This is a genomic window from Saccharothrix coeruleofusca, from assembly GCF_014648515.1.
Taxonomy (GTDB): Bacteria; Actinomycetota; Actinomycetes; order Mycobacteriales; family Pseudonocardiaceae; genus Actinosynnema; species Actinosynnema coeruleofuscum.
The window spans coordinates 52,286-68,485 of record NZ_BMRG01000015.1; the positions used below are offsets into that span (position 1 = coordinate 52,286).

Sequence of the window (16,200 nt, forward strand, 5' to 3'; positions counted from 1 at the left end):
CCACGCCCCCCGCCGGGCGCGGTGCCGGACACGGGATCACCAGGCACCCTGGAGACCTCGGACGGACGAAAGGCGCTCACATGACATCGACCGCGCTCCCCGGCGGGACCTTCACCATGGCCGACGACCTGACCGTCACCAGGGTCGGATACGGCGCGATGCAACTGGCGGGCCCCGGCGTGTTCGGCCCGCCCGCCGACCGCGACGCCGCCGTGGCCGTGCTGCGCGAAGTCGTGGAACTGGGCATCACCCACATCGACACCAGCGACTACTACGGCCCGCACGTCACCAACCAGATCATCAAGGAGGCGCTGCACCCCTACCCCGACGACCTGCGCATCGTGACCAAGGTCGGATCGGTGCGCGACGCCCAGGGCGGCTGGCCACGCGCGCTCGCCCCCGAGCAACTGCGCCAAGCCGTGCACGACAACCTGACCAACCTCGGCCTCGACGCCCTCGACGTGGTCAACCTGCGCGTGGGCGGCCTGGACCGCCCCGAACCCGGCTCGATCGCCGAACCCTTCTCCGCCCTCGCGCAACTGCAGCGCGAAGGACTGGTCAAGCACCTCGGCCTGAGCACCGTCAACGCCGAGCAGATCGCCGAAGCGCAGTCCATCGCACCCGTGGTCTGCGTGCAGAACTTCTACAACATCGCCCACCGGGAGGACGACGCCCTCGTCGACTCCCTCGCCGCGCAGGGCATCGCCTACGTGCCCTACTTCCCGCTCGGCGGCTTCTCCCCGCTGCAGTCCGAGGAGCTCGACGCGGTCGCCACCCGCCTCGACACCACCCCGCTGGCCGTCGCGCTGGCGTGGCTGCTGCGGCGCTCCCCGAACATCCTGCTCATCCCCGGCACCTCGTCGGTCGCCCACCTGCGCGAGAACGTCGCGGGCGCGGGACTGACCATCCCCGAGGAGGAACTGGCCGCGCTGGACCGCATCGCGGGCTGAGCCGACCCGAGCCCACCCGGCGTCGCGGCGACCCACCACACCGATCAGCGCGGCTCCGCCAGCCGCCGGACCACCCGTGCGCCCAGACTGCCCTCGACGTGCTCGCGCATGATCCGGGTCGCGCCCTCGGCGTCCCCCGCGACCACCGCCTCCAGCAGGGCGGCGTGCTCGCGATCGGCGCGGGCCCGCTGCTCCGGGTCGGGCTCGGTCTCCAGCGCCAGCCTGCGGTAGCGGTCCGCCTTGTCCCACAACCCGTCCAGCGTCTGCGTAAGCAGCGCGTTGCGCGAGGCGTGGTAGATCGCGGCGTGGAACCGGCGGTGGGCGGCCAGCGCCTCGTAGGCCGGGTTGCCGGGCAGCGCGCCGAGCCCTCCCGCCGCGTCCCGCATCCGCCGGATGTCGTCCTCGGTGCGCCGCCCGGCGGCCAGGCCCGCCGCGAACGGGTCCAGGGACAGGCGCATCTCCAGCAGATCGCGGGCTTCCTCCGCGCGCAGCGGCGCCACCCGCGCGTCGCGGTGCGCACCGAGCTCGACCAGCCCCTCGGCCTTGAGCCGCTTGAGCGCCTCGCGCAGCGGCGTGGTGCTGATGCCGATGGCCTGCGCCAGCGGCCCCTGGTTGATCACCGAGCCGGGAGCCAGCTCACCGGACAAGATCCTGCGCCGGACGTCGTGGTAGGCGAAGTCGCTCTTGGTCTCGATCAGTCCCACGGGTTCGATCACGGCCACCGCCCTCACTGGCCACGGCCAGAGCACCTCGGCATCGGAGGCAGAGATTATAGTCTATGTCGATCTTTTGGCGTTTTCTCACCGATCAGCCTCCCCATTGGTGTATTTATTCCACACTGAAGTAATAGAGTGATTTGAGGTAGTCCTCGTGCTCCGTCGCGCCCTGAGCCGTTCTACGGTTGGGCCAGCTGACGGGAGTGGCTCATGGTGCGGTTGGACCGCCTGGTGAACGTGCTGGGTGGCTACGGGGTGCGGCTGGCGTGCTGCCCGGTGTCGCGGTCGCTGGAACTGCGCAGCGTGGCCGTGCGCGAGCCGGGCGCGGTGGGCGGTGACGTGTTCCTCGCCGTCGGCGCCGAGTCGGTGCACCAGGCGGTGGCCTGGGCGGTGGCCGCGCGGGCGGGCGTGGTGCTGGTGCACGGCGGGGCGGAGGTGGACCGGGAGGCCGCGGCCGTCGGCACCGCCGAGGGGGTCGCGGTGATGGTGGTCGACCCCTCGGTGCCGTGGAGCCAGCTGGCCGGGGTGGTCTACGGGCTGGTGCTGGAGGGCCGGGAGACCGCCTCCGGGCGGGGGCCGACGGACCTGTTCGCGCTGGCCGACAGCCTGGCCGACGCGGTCGGCGGCGCGGTCACCATCGAGGACCGGTCGTGGCGGGTGCTGGCGTACTCGCGGTCGCAGCAGCGGGCCGACGCGGCCAGGTCGGCGACCATCCTGGGACGGCAGGCGCCGCAGCGGCTGCGGGAGCTGTTCGACGCCCGCGGGGTCACCGCCCACCTGGCGGCCTCGGACGAGCCGCTGTTCGTCGAGCGGGACGCCGAGCACGGCCTGACCGGCCGGACGGTGGTGGCGGTGCGCGCGGGCCGCGAAGTGCTGGGGTCGGTGTGGGTGACGTGCGGCGGACCGCTGGAGGGCGCGCGGCGGGCCGCGCTGGTCGACGGCGCCCGCACGGTGGCGCTGCACCTGCTGCGCTCGCGGGCGAGCGCGGACCTGGAGCGGCAGGTGGAGTCGGACCTGGTGATCCGACTGCTGGAGGGCACCGCGGATGCGGCGACGGTGGTCAGCAGACTGGGACTGCCACCGGGGCCGCTGCGGGTGATCGCGGTCCGCGCGCACGTCGGAGCGGAGCGGCACGCACCGCTGCTGCTGGCGTTCGAGCGGGCCACCACCGGCTTCGGCTGGTCGCGGCCGGGGCGCAGCGCACTGGCCGGCAACACGCTCTACACGGTCCTGCCCGGCGAGGACGTGGCGGCGGCACGCGGGTGGGTGGACGCGCTGCGCGCCGCGCTGCCCGCCGAAGTGGCGCTGTGGGCGGGGATCGGCGGGATGGCGGGCGCGGCCGACCTGCCCGCGGGCAGGCAGGAAGCCGACGAGTGCCTGGCGCTGCACGAGGCTCGCGCCCAGGACGCGCCGCCGCCCTCCTACGACGAGTCGTGGGACGACATCCTGCTGCAGCGGCTGCGGGCCGCCGCCAGGGCGGGCCGGACCCCCGCTCGCGGTCCGGTGGCCGAGCTGCGCAGGCACGACCGCGAGCACGGCACGCACTACGCGGCGACGCTGCGGGCGTGGCTGGACGCCCAGGGCGACCCCGCCGAGGCGGGCGAGCGGCTGGGGGTGCACCAGAACACCGTGCGCTACCGGCTGCGCAAGATGGCCGAGGTGACCTCACTCGACCTGGGCGACGCGCGCAAGCGGCTGGCCATGATCATCGACCTCGCGGCCACCGAGGACGTTGTGGAGGACGAACAGAAACCTCCGCCCCGACTGTAGGGAACGGACAACAACCGCCGCCGGTGCGCGGTCCACCCTGGTGCCTACGGGGTTCCGGGTCTGGAGGTGGTCATGGTCGGCGTCGGGCGCAGCGACAGCGGACCGCGCACGGCCGTCGTGGTCGGCGCGGGGGTCGTGGGCCTGTCCACCGCGTGGTTCCTGCAGGAGCGCGGGGTCGAGGTGACCGTGGTCGACCGGACCGGGGTGGCGGCCGGGGCTTCGTGGGGCAACGCCGGGTGGATCGCCCCCGGACTGGCGATCCCGCTCAACGAGCCGAGCGTGCTGCGCTACGGCCTGCGCTCGCTGCTGGACCCCACCGCCGCGCTGCACGTCCCGCTGACCGCCGATCCCTCGCTGTGGGCGTTCCTGGCGCGGTTCGCCGCCCACTGCCGCTGGTCGTCGTGGACCCGCGCGGCGCGGGCCAACCTGCCGCTCAACGATGAGTGCGCGGAAGCCTTCGACGTGCTCACCGCCAACGGCGTGCACGCGCCCACGGTCGACGCCCCGATCACCGCGGCGTTCCGGACCCCGCAGCAGGCCCAGGGCTTGCTGCGGGAGTTGCGCAGGCTCGCCGACGCGGGCCAGGGCGTCGCCCACACCGAGCTGTCCGCCGAGGAGCTGCGCGAGCACGTGCCGCTGGCGTCACCGGCGCTCACCGCCGGGGTGCGCGTGGAGGGGCAGCGCTACGTCGACCCCGGCGGGTTCGTCCAGGCGCTCGCCCGCGCCGTCGTCGCCCGCGGCGCGACCATCCGGCTGTTCGAGGCCGTCGACATCCGCACCTACAGCAGGGGCGTCACGGTCCACCCGCGCGAGGGCAGGGCCGTCGCGGCCGACGTCGCGGTAGTGGCCACCGGCGCGTGGCTGTCCCGGCTGGCCCACCGGTGGGGCGTGCGGGTGCCGGTGCGGGCGGGTCGCGGGTACTCGTTCAGCGTGCCCGTGGACCGCCCGGTCCCCGGTCCGGTCTACCTGCCCGGCGTCCGGGTGGCGTGCACCCCGTACCAGGGCAGGCTGCGGGTGGCGGGCACGATGGAGTTCCGCGATCCCGACGCCCCCGGCGTGCCCGCCCGGCTGGACGCGATCATCGCGTCGGCCCGCCCGCTGCTGGACGGCGTGCGCTGGGAGGAGCGCGACGACGTCTGGGTCGGTCCGCGCCCGGTCACCCCCGACGGCAGGGCGCTGATCGGAGCGGTGCGCGTGCCGAACGTCTACGTCGCGGGCGGGCACGGCATGTGGGGGTTGGCCCACGGCCCGGTCACCGGGCGACTGCTGGCCGAGCAGGTCACCACCGGCAAGCAGCCCGCCGCGCTGCGCGAGTTCGACCCGCTGCGGTGAGGGGCGCCGCGATGAGCGACACGCACGGCGACCTGACCGACGACGAGCGCGCCGAGCTGGACTGGCTGCGGGCGGAGAACGCCTTCCTGCGGGTCCAGCGCGACGTGCTGATGCGCGTGGCCAGCGGCTACGCCCTGGACATGGAGGCGCTGCTGCGGCGCGGCGCCCCCTCCAGCCACCTCCCCAGTCTGTGAGGCCCGGAGCAGATCAGCGCCCGGACCCCACGGACCCCCCGCCGTCAGGGCGGCCCCTCCTCCGGCCGCCCTGACGGCACCCCTACCCACAACGGAGACGACCATGACCCGCACCTGGCTCACGCCCCAGGCCCACGAGCGGCTGCGCGCCGAGCTCGTCGCCCTGATGACCCCGCACGCCGCCGACGGCCACGACGAGCACGCCACCCTGAACCGGCACCAGCGGGAACTGCGCATCCGGCAGATCCAGGACCTGCTGACCAAGGCGGTGGTCGGCCAGGACCCGCCCGACGACGGGGTCGCCGAGCCCGGCATGGTGCTCACCGTCCGCTACGACGACACCGGTGAGACCGAGACGTTCCTGCTCGGCGCGCGCGACGCCGAGCACGGCGAGATCGAGGTGTACTCCCCGGACTCGCCGCTGGGCACCGCGCTGACCGGGGCCCGCCGCGGCGAGCAGCGCCACTACCCCGTCCCCAGCGGCCGGACCGTGCGGGTCACCCTGCTCGACGCGGTGCCGTACACGCACTTCCTAGAATCGGTGGAACCTGCCAGGCCGTAGCGAGCGAGGGGGCGAGGCGGTGCCGAACGACGAGGGTGGCTCCCCACCCGTCCGCGAGCAGGGCGGCGACCCGGTGTGCTGGCTGGAGCGCGTGTGCCCGGAGTGCGGGCTGTTCGTCGAGGACGAGCCGCCCGCGGTGTGCGGGCGGTGCGGCGCGCCGATCCCCGAGGAGGACGCGCGGTGACCGCCGTGGCGGCAGGCGCCCTGTTCACGTGGCTGGGCATGGTGCTGGCGATCTCGTTCCTGGAGGCGCCGCTGAAGTTCCGCGCGCCGGGCGTGACGGTGCCGATCGGCCTGGGCATCGGCCGGATCGTCTTCCGGGGGCTCAACGCGGCGGAGGCGGTGCTCGCGGCCGTGGTCGTCGTCGCGGTCGCGGCGGGCGACGTGCCCGGTCGGGTCGTGGTGGCGATCGGGGTCGCGGTGGGCGTGCTGGTGCTGCAGCTGGCCGCGATCCGCCCGGTGCTCAACCGCCGCTCCGACCGCGTGCTCGCGGGCGAGACGCCGCCCCGGTCCCGCGCCCACCACGCCTACGTCGCCGCCGAGGTGGTGAAGGTCGCCGCACTGGTCACCTCCGGGGTGCTGGCGCTGTCCGCCGTGTGAGGCGTCCGTTCACAGCAGCACGCCCGGTCAACACGACCCCGCTTACGGGTCTGGTGGCACCCGGCCGCTCCTGGTTGCTTGGAACGCGGGGAGTTCTCTGCCCACGACGCTCCCCGCACCCTGCACACGAGGAGACGACCATGATCGTGCGAAAGGCCGCGCGCGTCGCCGTGGCCGCGCTGGGACTGCTGCTGCCGCTGGTCGGCGTGGCCGCGCCCACCGCGGCGGCACAGCCGCAGGCGCAGGCGCTCACCCTGTACTACGACACCAGCCAGGCCCAGGAGTTCGCCGCGGACTGGGACAAGGCCGCCACGAACTGGAACAGCTCGGTGAGCAACGTCCGGCTGGTCAAGCGCGGCTCCGGCACGCCCACCAACATCCGCGTCCTCGCCGACGACGGCTGGCCGCGCGCCTACGTCAGCTCGCTGGGCAACGGCACCGTCTACATGGGACGCCAAGCCGTTGAGCAGGGCTACCACCGGCCCCGGATCACCACCCACGAGATCGGGCACATCCTCGGCCTGCCCGACCGGCGGACCGGCCTGTGCGCGGACCTGATGTCCGGGTCCAGCGCCCCGACCTCGTGCAAGAACGAGCTGCCCAACGCCGCCGAGCGGGCCCAGGTGGAGCGGAACTTCGCGGGCCGACTGGCCGGAGTCGAGGTCCGCGCGGCGGGCTACTCGGGCGCGGAGTGCTTCGTGTACTGACGACCCGCGCGCCGGGACAGCGGCCGACACCGCGCCGGTGTCGGCCGCGCCGCCGGGCGGCGCGCGGTTCAGGCGGGTTGCAGGACGAAGTCGTACCGGGCCTGGACCCACGGCACGGCGGACTCGCCGCCGTCCGGGGTGGGGCCCGGTTCACGCGGCTCGAAGGCCACCACGAGCTCCTGCTTGGTGCCGAACACGACGTCGCTGTCCAGGTACTGCGCGCCTTCCTGGAACAGGTGGGTGATCAGCGGCCGGTACCCGTCCACGGCGAGCAGGAAGTGCACGTGGGCGGGCCGGAAGTGGCTGATCCCGGTCTGCCGGATCAGGTCGCCGACCGGGCCGTCCATCGGGATCGAGTAGCCCTTGGGCGTGATGGTGCGCACGCAGTACGCGCCGTCTGCGCGGGTGCGGTACTTCGCGCGCAACCGGGCTTCGTCGACCTCCCCCAGCTGGGCTTCGTAGTTGCCGTCGGCGTCGGCCTGCCAGACGTCCAGCACCGCGTCGCCGACCGGCGTGCCGTCCAGGGATCGCACGGTGCCGGTGATGTAGAGCGGCGTCCCGGCCACGCCGTCGGACATGTCCCCGCCGAACCCCAGCTCGGGCGAGCCGTCGACGTGGAACGGCCCCAGCACGGTGGCGGGGGTCGCGGCCGGGTCGAGGCGGTGGTTGAGCTGCACCACCAGCATGCTCAGCCCGAGCACGTCGGAGGCGAGGATGAACTCCTCCCGCTTGTCGTCGCTGATCTGCCCGGTCGCGGTCAGCCACCGGATGGCGGCGGCCCACTCGGCCTCGGTGAGCCGGACCTCGCGGGCGAACGCGTGCAGGTGCCGGACCAGGGCGGTGAGCAGCTCGCGCGTGCGCGGGTCGCGCGCGGTGGCCCAGCGCCGGACGGCCAGTTCGGTGATGTTGTCCTCGGTGACCAGCTGCATTGCTGTCTCCTGCGGTTCGGTCCGGGCGGGTCGTCAGGAAGGGCGGTAGGGGTCCGGGTCGACGGAGGCGTTGTTCAGGTCCACGGACAGGAAGATGTCGTTGCCCACGGGGTGGCGCAGCTCTTCGGCGAGCTGCCCGATCAGTCCGGCGGTGCGGGCCAGCAGCGCGAACCCGCGCAGCAGCTCCAGCGGCAGGCCGAGATCGGCCAGCGCGGCGCCGCACACGCCCGCGCCGTTGAGCGGCAACCGCTTGCCGAGCACCCGCGGGTGCACGCGGCCGATCGCCGCGAACAGCGCCAGGTGCGGTCCGAACAGCCCCTCCTCGGCGGCGATGGCCATCAGCCGGGGGGTGCGGGGGTCGCCGTCCTTGTGCACGTGGTGGCCCAGCCCCGGCACGAACCGCCCCGCCTCGCGCCGCGCGCGCACCGTGGCCAGCGCGAGCGCGTCCCAGCCCGCGTCGTCGGTCGGCGGCCCGCCCTCGGCGCGGGTCAGCACGTCGTGCAGGAACCGGCCGCAGTCCTCGGTCACCCCCAGGAAGCGGGAACCGCCGCCGAGCAGGCCCGCCGCGAGCGCGCCCTGCACCGAGTCGGGGGCGGACAGGTAGGTCAGCCGGGTGACGATGGCGGTCGGGGTGAAGCCGTGGTCGGCCAGCGCGGCCAGCACCGCCTCGAACACCCGCGTCTGGCCCCTGCTCGGGCGGCGCTGGGTGGCCAGCCAGAACGCCAGCTCGCCGAAGCCGACCTCGCCCATCACCTCCCGCGCGAGGTCGTGGCCGAGCAGGGTGATCCGGTCCGGGGACGACGCCCCGAGCGCGGTCCGGTAGACCGGTCGGTCAGCCACGGCGCTCCTCCCTCGGAGTGCTCAGCCACGCGCGCAGCTCGGCGCCGTGCTCGTCGAGGTCGGGCGGGGGCAGCCGGTAGACGGCGGGGGTCTCGGAGAAGCGGATCGGGTGCCGTGTGGTCGGCACCGCGCGCTCGCCCTCGCCGACCACGACCACCGGGTCCAGCTCGAACCGCTCCGCCATGGCGAACCCCCCGTCGATGGTGTTGATCGGCCCGCAGGGCACCCCGGCGGCCACGAGCAGGTCGAACCACTCGACCGCGCCGCGCGTGGCCAGCCGCTGGACCAGCACCGGGCGCAGCTGATCGCGGTTGCGGGTGCGGTCGGCGTTGCGGGCGAAGCGCGGGTCGTCGGGCACCTCGGGCAGCCCCAGCACCTGGCACAGCTTGCGGAACTGGCCGTCGTTGGCCGCGGCGACGATCAGGTCGTGGTCGGCGGTGGGCAGCGGCTCGTACGGGAAGACGCTGGGGTGGGCGTTGCCCATCCGGTACGGCACGGTGCCGCCCGCCACGAACGCGGAGCTGTGGTTGACCAGGCCGGTCAGCGCCGAGGACAGCAGGTTGACCTCGACGTGCTGGCCCCGCCCGGTGGCCTCGCGGTGGCGCAGCGCGGCCAGCACGCCGATGGCGGCGTGGTTGCCCGCCATCACGTCGAACACCGAGATGCCCGCGCGGTAGGGCGGCCCGTCGGGGTCGCCGGTGAGGCTCATCAGCCCGGAGATCGCCTGCACCATCAGGTCGTAGCCGGGCACGTGCCCGCCCGCACCCGAGCCGAACCCGGTGATCGAGGCGTAGACCGCGGCCGGGTTGTCCGCGCGCACGCTGTCGTAGTCCAGGCCGTACTTGGCCATGCCGCCGGGCTTGAAGTTCTCGATCACCACGTCCGCTCGCCGCACCAGCTCGCGGGCCAGGCGCGCGTCGGCCTCCTCGCGCAGGTCCAGCACGATGGAGCGCTTGCCGCGGTTGACGCCGAGGTAGTAGGTGGAGACTTCGTCGCGCACCGGGGGCACCCAGGTGCGCGTCTCGTCGCCGCGCGGCCCCTCCACCTTGACCACCTCGGCGCCCAGGTCGGCCAGCAGCATGGTCGCGTAGGGGCCCGCGAGCACCCTGGAGAAGTCGGCGACCAGGATTCCCGCGAGCGGTCCCGCGGTGGTTGGGGCAGCACTGTTGTCCGTCATCCCGATCCGCACTGTTGTCCGTACAGCGGACGATCGTCCGTTGAATTGAGCATCGGTCACCCCGTGGGCGGCGTCAAGACCGGTCAGCCCTGGCCGTGAGTGGTCGCGCTGCGGTAGTCGGTGTAGGTGTAGGGGTTGTCGAGCACCTCGGCGGTGGGGACGTCCGGGTTCATCCCCTTCCGCCACGCCTCCTCGCCGAGTTCCGCGCGCAGGTGCTCGACGGTCCGCTCCACGCGCGAGCGGACCGCCGCCAGGTCGACGCCCACCAGCCGGTGGTCGCGCTTGACCACCCGCCCGTCGACCAGCACCGTGTCCACGTCGCCGCGCTGGGCCTGGAACACGACGTGGCCGTACGGGTTGAGCAGCGGGAACATCACCGGCGACCGCTCGTTGCGGATCAGCACCAGGTCGGCCTTCTTGCCCACCTCGACGCTGCCCAGGTCGGCCTCGCGGCCCAGCGCCCGCGCCCCGCCCAGGGTGGCCCACTCGACGACCTGCTCGGCCCGCAGCGCCGAGTGCGTGACGGTCTCCCCCTCGGCGTGGGCCGCCAGGTGCTCGCGGGCGCGGTCGGCGCTGAGCGTGGCGCGCATGGCGGAGAACAGGTCCCCGCTCCACCACACCGAGGTGTCCATCGACAGCGACACCGGGATGCCGTGGGCGCGGATGGCCCAGGTGGGCGGGTAGCCCTGGCCCGCGCTCTGCTCGCTCTCGGTCGACACCGACACCGAGCCGCCGGTCGCGGCGATGCGGTGGTAGGAGTCGGCGGACAGCGAGGCCGCGTGCACGTAGACCGTCCCCGGCGTCATGAAGCCGTGCTCGTGCATCAGCCGGATGCCGTCGTCCCCGGTGGCGCCCCAGACGCCCGCGTGGGTGGTCACCGCCAGCCCGAGGTCGCGGGCCACCTCGAAGGCGGGCTTCTCGGGGAAGGCCGGGTCGCCGGTGACGTCGAAGGCCAGCTGGAAGCCGAGCATGTCGTCACCGGTGGTCCGGCGGGAGAAGAAGTCCCGGAACTCGGGGGTGGCCGTCCACGACGCGGGCGCGTCGTGGATGTTGCCGTAGGCCAGCACGAACCGGCCGGGCACCGCGCGCAGGGCGTCCACCGCGGCGTCCGCGTGCTCGGTGGTCCGCAGCCCGTGCGACCAGTCGACCGTCGTGGTCACGCCCGCGTCCAGCGCCTCGACCGCGCCCAGCAGGTTGCCCGCGTAGACGTCCTCCGGGCGGAAGACCCGCCCCCACTCCAGGTAGTACCAGACGAAGTACTGGGTCAGCGTCCAGTCGGCGCCGTAGCCGCGCATCGCGGTCTGCCACAGGTGCCGGTGGGTGTCGATCATGCCCGGCATGACGATGCCGCCGGTCGCGTCGATCTCCACCGCGCCGTCGGGGGCAGGCAGCCGCGGTCCGACCGCGGCGATCCGGTCGCCCACGACCAGCACGTCGTGGTCGGGCAGCACCCGGCGCCCGGCGTCGAGGGTGAGGACGGTGCCCCCACGCAGGACCAGGGGGCGGCGGTCGTCGGCGGGCTCGCTCATCCGACTACTCCTCGGCATCGTCGCACGGTCGAGTGACCACGATGCGGACAATCGTCCGCAGGCGCAGTGTTCAACCTCGGCCGGTGCGCGTCAACCCCCGGCGCTCAGGCGACGGTGACCACTGCGTGCGGCGCGGTGTCCAGCCGCGCGAAGTCGGCGCTGATCTCGCCCGCGGTGTGCAGCAGCAGGGGCAGGTGGTGCTCCACCATGCGCTCCACCGAGGTCTCGGCCGCGTGGCAGGTGACGTTCACCCCGGCGACGACCCGGCCCGCGCCGTCGCGCAGCGGCGCGGCGATGGAGCGGATGCCGGGGGCCAACTGCTCGTCGGTCAGCGCCCAACCGCGCGCGCGGACCTCCCGCAGCACCGCGTCGCGCTCGGCGCGGTCGGGTCGCCAGCGCGGCACCAGGCCGGAGCGGGTGGGCTGGGCGAGCACCGCGTCCAGCTCCGCCTCGGGCAGCGCGGCCAGCTGCACCTTGCCCAGCGAGGTCTGCAGCGCCGGGAAGCGGGTGCCGATCTGCACCGCCAGCGAGACGATCTTGGGCACCGCCACCCGCGCGACGTAGACGATGTCGGACCCGTCGAGCTGGGCGATCGAGCACGACTCGTTCGTCCTGGCGACCAGGCGCTCCATGTGCGGCCGCGCGACGTCCCACAGCCCCATCGACCGCACGTAGGCCACGCCCAGCTCGAGCACCCTCGGGGTCAGCGCGAAGCCGCCCTCCCCCTGGCGGACGTAGCCCAGTTCGGCGAGGGTCAGCAGGATGCGCCGCGCGGTGGGCCGCGCCAACCCCGTCGCGCCCGCCACGTCGCTGAGCGACATCACCGGGCGGTGCGGCTGGAAGGCTCGGATCACGTCCAGGCCCCGCGCCAGCGCCTCGATGAAGTCCGGACCGGTGTCGGGACGGGGTGCCATGGCAGACCTCTCGCGTGTGCAGGCCGCGCCACCGCGAGGACGACGCGGCCACAAGACCGTGCGCCCAGGGTAAACGGGCGACCACCGCGCCAGCCGCGCTCCGGGTGCCGCGGAACCCGGCCACCCCGACTTTGCATGGTCATACAGACGTGTGCATATACTTTCAACCGTGTCCAAGGTACTCACCTCCCTGCCTGTCGGCGAACGCGTCGGGATCGCCTTCTCCGGCGGCCTCGACACCTCGGTAGCGGTCGCGTGGATGCGCGAGAAGGGCGCGGTGCCCTGCACGTACACCGCCGACATCGGCCAGTACGACGAGCCCGACATCGGCTCCGTGCCCGGTCGCGCCACGGCGTACGGCGCGGAGGTCGCCCGGCTGGTCGACTGCCGGGCCGCGCTGGTGGAGGAGGGGCTGGCCGCCCTGGCCTGCGGCGCGTTCCACATCCGCTCCGGCGGCCGGGCCTACTTCAACACCACCCCGCTGGGCCGGGCGGTCACGGGCACCCTGCTGGTGCGCGCGATGCTCGAGGACGACGTGCAGATCTGGGGCGACGGCTCCACCTTCAAGGGCAACGACATCGAGCGGTTCTACCGCTACGGCCTGCTGGCCAACCCCTCCCTGCGGATCTACAAGCCGTGGCTGGACGCCGACTTCGTCAGCGAGCTGGGCGGCCGCAAGGAGATGTCGGAGTGGCTGCTCGCGCACGGCCTGCCCTACCGGGACAGCACGGAGAAGGCCTACTCCACCGACGCCAACATCTGGGGCGCCACGCACGAGGCGAAGGCGCTGGAGCACCTCAACGCGGGCATCGAGATCGTCGAGCCGATCATGGGCGTGCGGTTCTGGGACCCCGAGGTCGAGATCGTCCCCGAGGACGTCACCATCGGCTTCGAGCACGGCAGGCCGGTGACCATCAACGGCAGGGAGTTCGCCTCCGCGGTCGACCTGGTGCTGGAGGCCAACGCCATCGGCGGCAGGCACGGCCTCGGCATGTCCGACCAGATCGAGAACCGGGTCATCGAGGCCAAGAGCCGCGGCATCTACGAGGCGCCGGGCATGGCGCTGCTGCACGCGGCCTACGAGCGGCTGGTCAACGCGATCCACAACGAGGACACCCTGGCCAGCTACCACAACGAGGGGCGGCGGCTGGGCAGGCTGCTCTACGAGGGCCGCTGGCTGGACCCGCAGGCGCTGATGCTGCGCGAGTCGCTGCAGCGCTGGGTCGGCACGGCGGTCACCGGCGAGGTGACCCTGCGGCTGCGGCGCGGCGAGGACTACTCCATCCTCGACACCTCCGGGCCCGCGTTCAGCTACCACCCGGACAAGCTGTCCATGGAGCGCACCGAGGACTCCGCCTTCGGGCCGGTGGACCGCATCGGCCAGCTGACCATGCGCAACCTCGACATCGCCGACTCCCGCGCCAAGCTGGAGCAGTACGCGGGCATCGGCATGGTGGGCAGCAAGCACCCGATGCTGATCGGCGCCGCGCAGGCGGCCTCCACCGGGCTGATCGGCGCGATGCCCGCGGGCGGCGCCGAGGCGATCGCCTCCCGCGGCGAGGCCCCGGCGGACGAGCAGCTGCTCGACCTCGCCGCGATCGAGTCCGGCAACGACTGAGCGAACCGGGCGGGCGGCGTGGTGCCGCCCGCCCGTCACCGCTCGCGTCGGTCCACAAACGCCCGCAGGGCGGCCATCTCGCGGGCAGGCGCCGAGCGCGAACGGGGCCGCGGGGAAATCCGCTCACGTGTTCGTCCGAGCAGGGGTATAACGGTCCGCCGGAGACAAGGAGCAGCGCGATGGACCCCCGCCTCGGCTCTACCGGCGAGTTCTGCTGGATGGACCTCAAGACCCACGACGTCCCCGGCACGGCCGACTTCTTCTCGGGGGTACTGGGTTGGCGGTTCGCCACCGAGGAGGTGGATGGGCGTCCCACGACCACGATCTTCATCGACGATCACCGGATCGGCGGGATGAGCGACCTGGCGAACCCGGTCTACCCGCCCGGTACCCCCGCGCACATCGCCTACTACCTCGCGGTCGACGACGTCGACGGCGCCACCGCGACAGCGGTGCGGCACGGCGCGAGGCTCGTGGTCGGTCCCTTCGACGCGGGCGGGCTGGGTCGTGTGTCCACTCTGGTCGATCCCGTCGGCGCGGCCTTCTCCTTGTGGCAGGCGCGGGAGTTCAGCGGGTGGGCGTTCCCGCCGAACGCGACCGGCGTGCCGGAGCGCATGGTCCTCGCTTGCGCCGATCCGGTCCGGGCGCAGGAGTTCTACCAGCGGGTGCTCGGCACACCCCCGCGCGCCGCGGAGTTCGCCGCCGAGTCCACCTCGGAGTTCACCGCTCCTCGGTGGGAACTCGCCCTCACCGTCGCCGACCTCGACCGCGTCGCCGCTCGCGCACGCGGCCGCGGCGTCCTCTCCCAGTCGCGACACCCGGACCGCCCCACGCTGCGACTGAGCAGCCCGGAGGGCTTGACCTTCCGGCTGCGCTCCCCCGATCCCCGCCCAACGCCCTGACCGACCGCCACGCCCGCGGATGTCACAGCGCCAGCGCCGCCCTGGTCACGTCCTCGGGATACGGGGAGCGCGCGAGGGCTTCGCCGTCGGTGAGCTCCCCCGCCGCGACGGCGGTCCTGAGCGCGACGAGCCGGGCGAGCCCGTCGCGGTGCCGGGCGACGAAGGCCGCGTCGACGGGGTCGCCGTGCCCGGCGACGACGACGCGGGGCGAGAGCGCCAGGAGCGCGTCGAGCGCCGCGGGCCAGTCCGCGAGGTGCGCGTCGACGCCGAAGGACTCGGCGGTCCAGCCGTGCGGGCCGTGCTCGACGACGTCGCCCGCGAAGACGACGCCCACGTCGGGCACGTGCACCAGCACGTCGTGATCGGTGTGGGCGGGGCCGAGGTGGACCAACCGCACCACCCGGCCGCCGAGGTCCAGTTCGGCGTCGGTGCGCAGGAGGCGGTTCGGCGGGGTGATCGTCGTGTTCCGCAGCGCGTCGGCGATCCCGGTCTTGCCCTGGGCGCGGTAGTCGGCGGCCCACTTCAGGCGCGAGGTCTCGCCGTGGGCCGCGAGTTCACCCGCGCAGCCCTGGTGGGCCCAGACCTCGCACGGCAGGAACGGGGTCGTGCCGAAGCAGTGGTCGAAGTGCGCGTGGGTGTAGACCAGGGTCCACGGCAGTGCGGTGATCCCGCGCACCGCCGCGGCGAGTTCCGCGCCTTGCGCCACGTCGCCCCTGCTGTCGACCACCAGGCAGGCGTCGTCGCCGACCACCAGCCCGACGGTGAGGTCGAGTTCGCCGTAGCGGCGCGCGTGCACGTGGTCGGCGACCTCGATCCAGCGTCCGTCGGTCATCGGTGCTGTCTCCTCTTCTGCCGGGATGCGGTGGTGGGCTGATCCGAAGATAGGCGTGGGACCGGTCCCGCCGCGCGAGGCCACTGTGGGCACGAAGTCCGCGGTGCTCGCGGGGACCGGACGGCCCCTGGCAGCCGCGACACCACCGGATCAGGAGGACCTGTCGTGACAAGACTGCTGCGCGCGCTGGCGAGCCTGTCGTTCGCCGCGGGGGTGGCCGCCGTCGCCCTGCCCGGCACGGCGGCGGCGGCGGCGGAGACCGCTCACCTGACCAAGACCCAGCACCTGGCGGCCATCCCCAACAGCGGTATGCCGAGGTCGTGCACGGAGCGCCACCTCTACCTGCGCGAGGGCCGCTACGACTGGGGTCTGCGCATGAACAGCACCACCAGGAGCACTCGCCCCAACCTCGAACTGGGCTCCGGCTGGTACACCTGGGACACCTGCCTGAAGCCCGAGTACGGCTACTACATCCAGACTTCCGTCCTGGACCCGGACACCCCCGGTTGGGCGGACGCGATCACCAGCACGACCTGGACGATCCACTCGTCCACCACCTACACGTGGGGCACGTTCCTCGACCCGCACTTCTAATACCAGGGCGCCGGGTCCGCGCGACGACCGCGCG

At 73.6% G+C, this 16,200-nt stretch carries 18 protein-coding genes; 11 read left to right on the plus strand and 7 right to left on the minus strand.

Going from position 1 to position 16,200, the window contains the following annotated elements; genetic code table 11:
• Positions 1 to 80: 80 nt before the first annotated feature.
• A complete protein-coding gene (locus IEZ00_RS27725) occupies positions 81 to 950 on the plus strand; it encodes an aldo/keto reductase family oxidoreductase (protein WP_189226289.1) in 870 nt (289 codons plus the stop codon).
• 44 nt (positions 951 to 994) lie between these two features.
• Here IEZ00_RS27725 and IEZ00_RS27730 read toward each other — a convergent pair whose 3' ends face one another.
• A complete protein-coding gene (locus IEZ00_RS27730; protein WP_189226290.1) occupies positions 995 to 1,666 on the minus strand; it encodes a GntR family transcriptional regulator in 672 nt (223 codons plus the stop codon).
• Positions 1,667 to 1,876: 210 nt separating this feature from the next.
• Here IEZ00_RS27730 and IEZ00_RS27735 point away from each other — a divergent pair, with 210 nt between their 5' ends.
• The 7 genes from IEZ00_RS27735 to IEZ00_RS27765 all read left to right on the plus strand — a co-directional run bounded on the left by IEZ00_RS27735 (position 1,877) and on the right by IEZ00_RS27765 (position 6,831).
• Positions 1,877 to 3,436: a PucR family transcriptional regulator gene (locus tag IEZ00_RS27735; RefSeq protein ID WP_189226291.1), complete on the plus strand. Its 1,560-nt coding sequence runs from the start codon at positions 1,877 to 1,879 to the stop codon at positions 3,434 to 3,436.
• Positions 3,437 to 3,508: 72 nt separating this feature from the next.
• Positions 3,509 to 4,768, plus strand: a complete 1,260-nt coding sequence (locus IEZ00_RS27740) for an NAD(P)/FAD-dependent oxidoreductase (RefSeq protein ID WP_189226292.1) — start codon at positions 3,509 to 3,511, stop codon at positions 4,766 to 4,768.
• Positions 4,769 to 4,779: 11 nt separating this feature from the next.
• A complete protein-coding gene (locus IEZ00_RS27745; RefSeq protein WP_189226293.1) occupies positions 4,780 to 4,962 on the plus strand; it encodes a hypothetical protein in 183 nt (60 codons plus the stop codon).
• A gap of 103 nt (positions 4,963 to 5,065) precedes the next feature.
• A complete protein-coding gene (locus IEZ00_RS27750; protein WP_189226294.1) occupies positions 5,066 to 5,524 on the plus strand; it encodes a GreA/GreB family elongation factor in 459 nt (152 codons plus the stop codon).
• A 19-nt stretch (positions 5,525 to 5,543) separates the two neighbouring features.
• Complete coding sequence (locus IEZ00_RS27755; protein ID WP_189226295.1) at positions 5,544 to 5,708, plus strand: hypothetical protein; 165 nt, start codon at positions 5,544 to 5,546, stop codon at positions 5,706 to 5,708.
• Positions 5,705 to 6,124 carry a hypothetical protein gene (locus IEZ00_RS27760; RefSeq protein ID WP_372448478.1) on the plus strand — a complete coding sequence of 140 codons (420 nt, stop codon included), beginning with the start codon at positions 5,705 to 5,707 and terminating at the stop codon, positions 6,122 to 6,124. Before IEZ00_RS27755 ends, IEZ00_RS27760 begins: the two co-directional genes overlap by 4 nt.
• 140 nt (positions 6,125 to 6,264) lie before the next feature.
• Positions 6,265 to 6,831: a snapalysin family zinc-dependent metalloprotease gene (locus IEZ00_RS27765; protein WP_189226296.1), complete on the plus strand. Its 567-nt coding sequence runs from the start codon at positions 6,265 to 6,267 to the stop codon at positions 6,829 to 6,831.
• 68 nt (positions 6,832 to 6,899) lie between these two features.
• Here IEZ00_RS27765 and IEZ00_RS27770 read toward each other — a convergent pair whose 3' ends face one another.
• From IEZ00_RS27770 to IEZ00_RS27790, 5 genes are all read right to left on the minus strand, one after another.
• Positions 6,900 to 7,760, minus strand: a complete 861-nt coding sequence (locus IEZ00_RS27770) for a dioxygenase family protein (RefSeq protein WP_189226297.1) — start codon at positions 7,758 to 7,760, stop codon at positions 6,900 to 6,902.
• A gap of 33 nt (positions 7,761 to 7,793) precedes the next feature.
• Positions 7,794 to 8,600: a citryl-CoA lyase gene (locus tag IEZ00_RS27775; protein ID WP_189226298.1), complete on the minus strand. Its 807-nt coding sequence runs from the start codon at positions 8,598 to 8,600 to the stop codon at positions 7,794 to 7,796.
• Complete coding sequence (locus IEZ00_RS27780; RefSeq protein ID WP_189226299.1) at positions 8,593 to 9,777, minus strand: CaiB/BaiF CoA transferase family protein; 1,185 nt, start codon at positions 9,775 to 9,777, stop codon at positions 8,593 to 8,595. The genes IEZ00_RS27775 and IEZ00_RS27780 overlap by 8 nt, the downstream gene beginning before the upstream one ends.
• A gap of 83 nt (positions 9,778 to 9,860) precedes the next feature.
• The gene (locus IEZ00_RS27785) at positions 9,861 to 11,306 is read right to left on the minus strand and encodes an amidohydrolase family protein (RefSeq protein WP_189226300.1); all 1,446 of its coding nucleotides are present in this window, start codon (positions 11,304 to 11,306) and stop codon (positions 9,861 to 9,863) included.
• Positions 11,307 to 11,410: 104 nt separating this feature from the next.
• Positions 11,411 to 12,220, minus strand: a complete 810-nt coding sequence (locus tag IEZ00_RS27790) for an IclR family transcriptional regulator domain-containing protein (RefSeq protein ID WP_189226301.1) — start codon at positions 12,218 to 12,220, stop codon at positions 11,411 to 11,413.
• A gap of 169 nt (positions 12,221 to 12,389) precedes the next feature.
• Here IEZ00_RS27790 and argG point away from each other — a divergent pair, with 169 nt between their 5' ends.
• Together argG and IEZ00_RS27800 are read left to right on the plus strand one after the other, a co-directional pair.
• Complete coding sequence (argG, locus tag IEZ00_RS27795; protein WP_189226302.1) at positions 12,390 to 13,838, plus strand: argininosuccinate synthase; 1,449 nt, start codon at positions 12,390 to 12,392, stop codon at positions 13,836 to 13,838.
• 179 nt (positions 13,839 to 14,017) lie between these two features.
• Positions 14,018 to 14,740, plus strand: coding sequence for a VOC family protein (locus tag IEZ00_RS27800; RefSeq protein WP_189226303.1), 723 nt, complete (start codon positions 14,018 to 14,020; stop codon positions 14,738 to 14,740).
• Between the two features lie 22 nt (positions 14,741 to 14,762).
• Here the strand turns inward: IEZ00_RS27800 and IEZ00_RS27805 are convergent, their stop codons facing one another.
• On the minus strand, positions 14,763 to 15,572 hold the full coding sequence (locus IEZ00_RS27805; protein ID WP_189226304.1) for an MBL fold metallo-hydrolase: 810 nt from the start codon (positions 15,570 to 15,572) through the stop codon (positions 14,763 to 14,765).
• A 165-nt stretch (positions 15,573 to 15,737) separates the two neighbouring features.
• Here IEZ00_RS27805 and IEZ00_RS27810 point away from each other — a divergent pair, with 165 nt between their 5' ends.
• On the plus strand, positions 15,738 to 16,166 hold the full coding sequence (locus IEZ00_RS27810; protein WP_189226305.1) for a hypothetical protein: 429 nt from the start codon (positions 15,738 to 15,740) through the stop codon (positions 16,164 to 16,166).
• Positions 16,167 to 16,200: the final 34 nt, after the last annotated feature.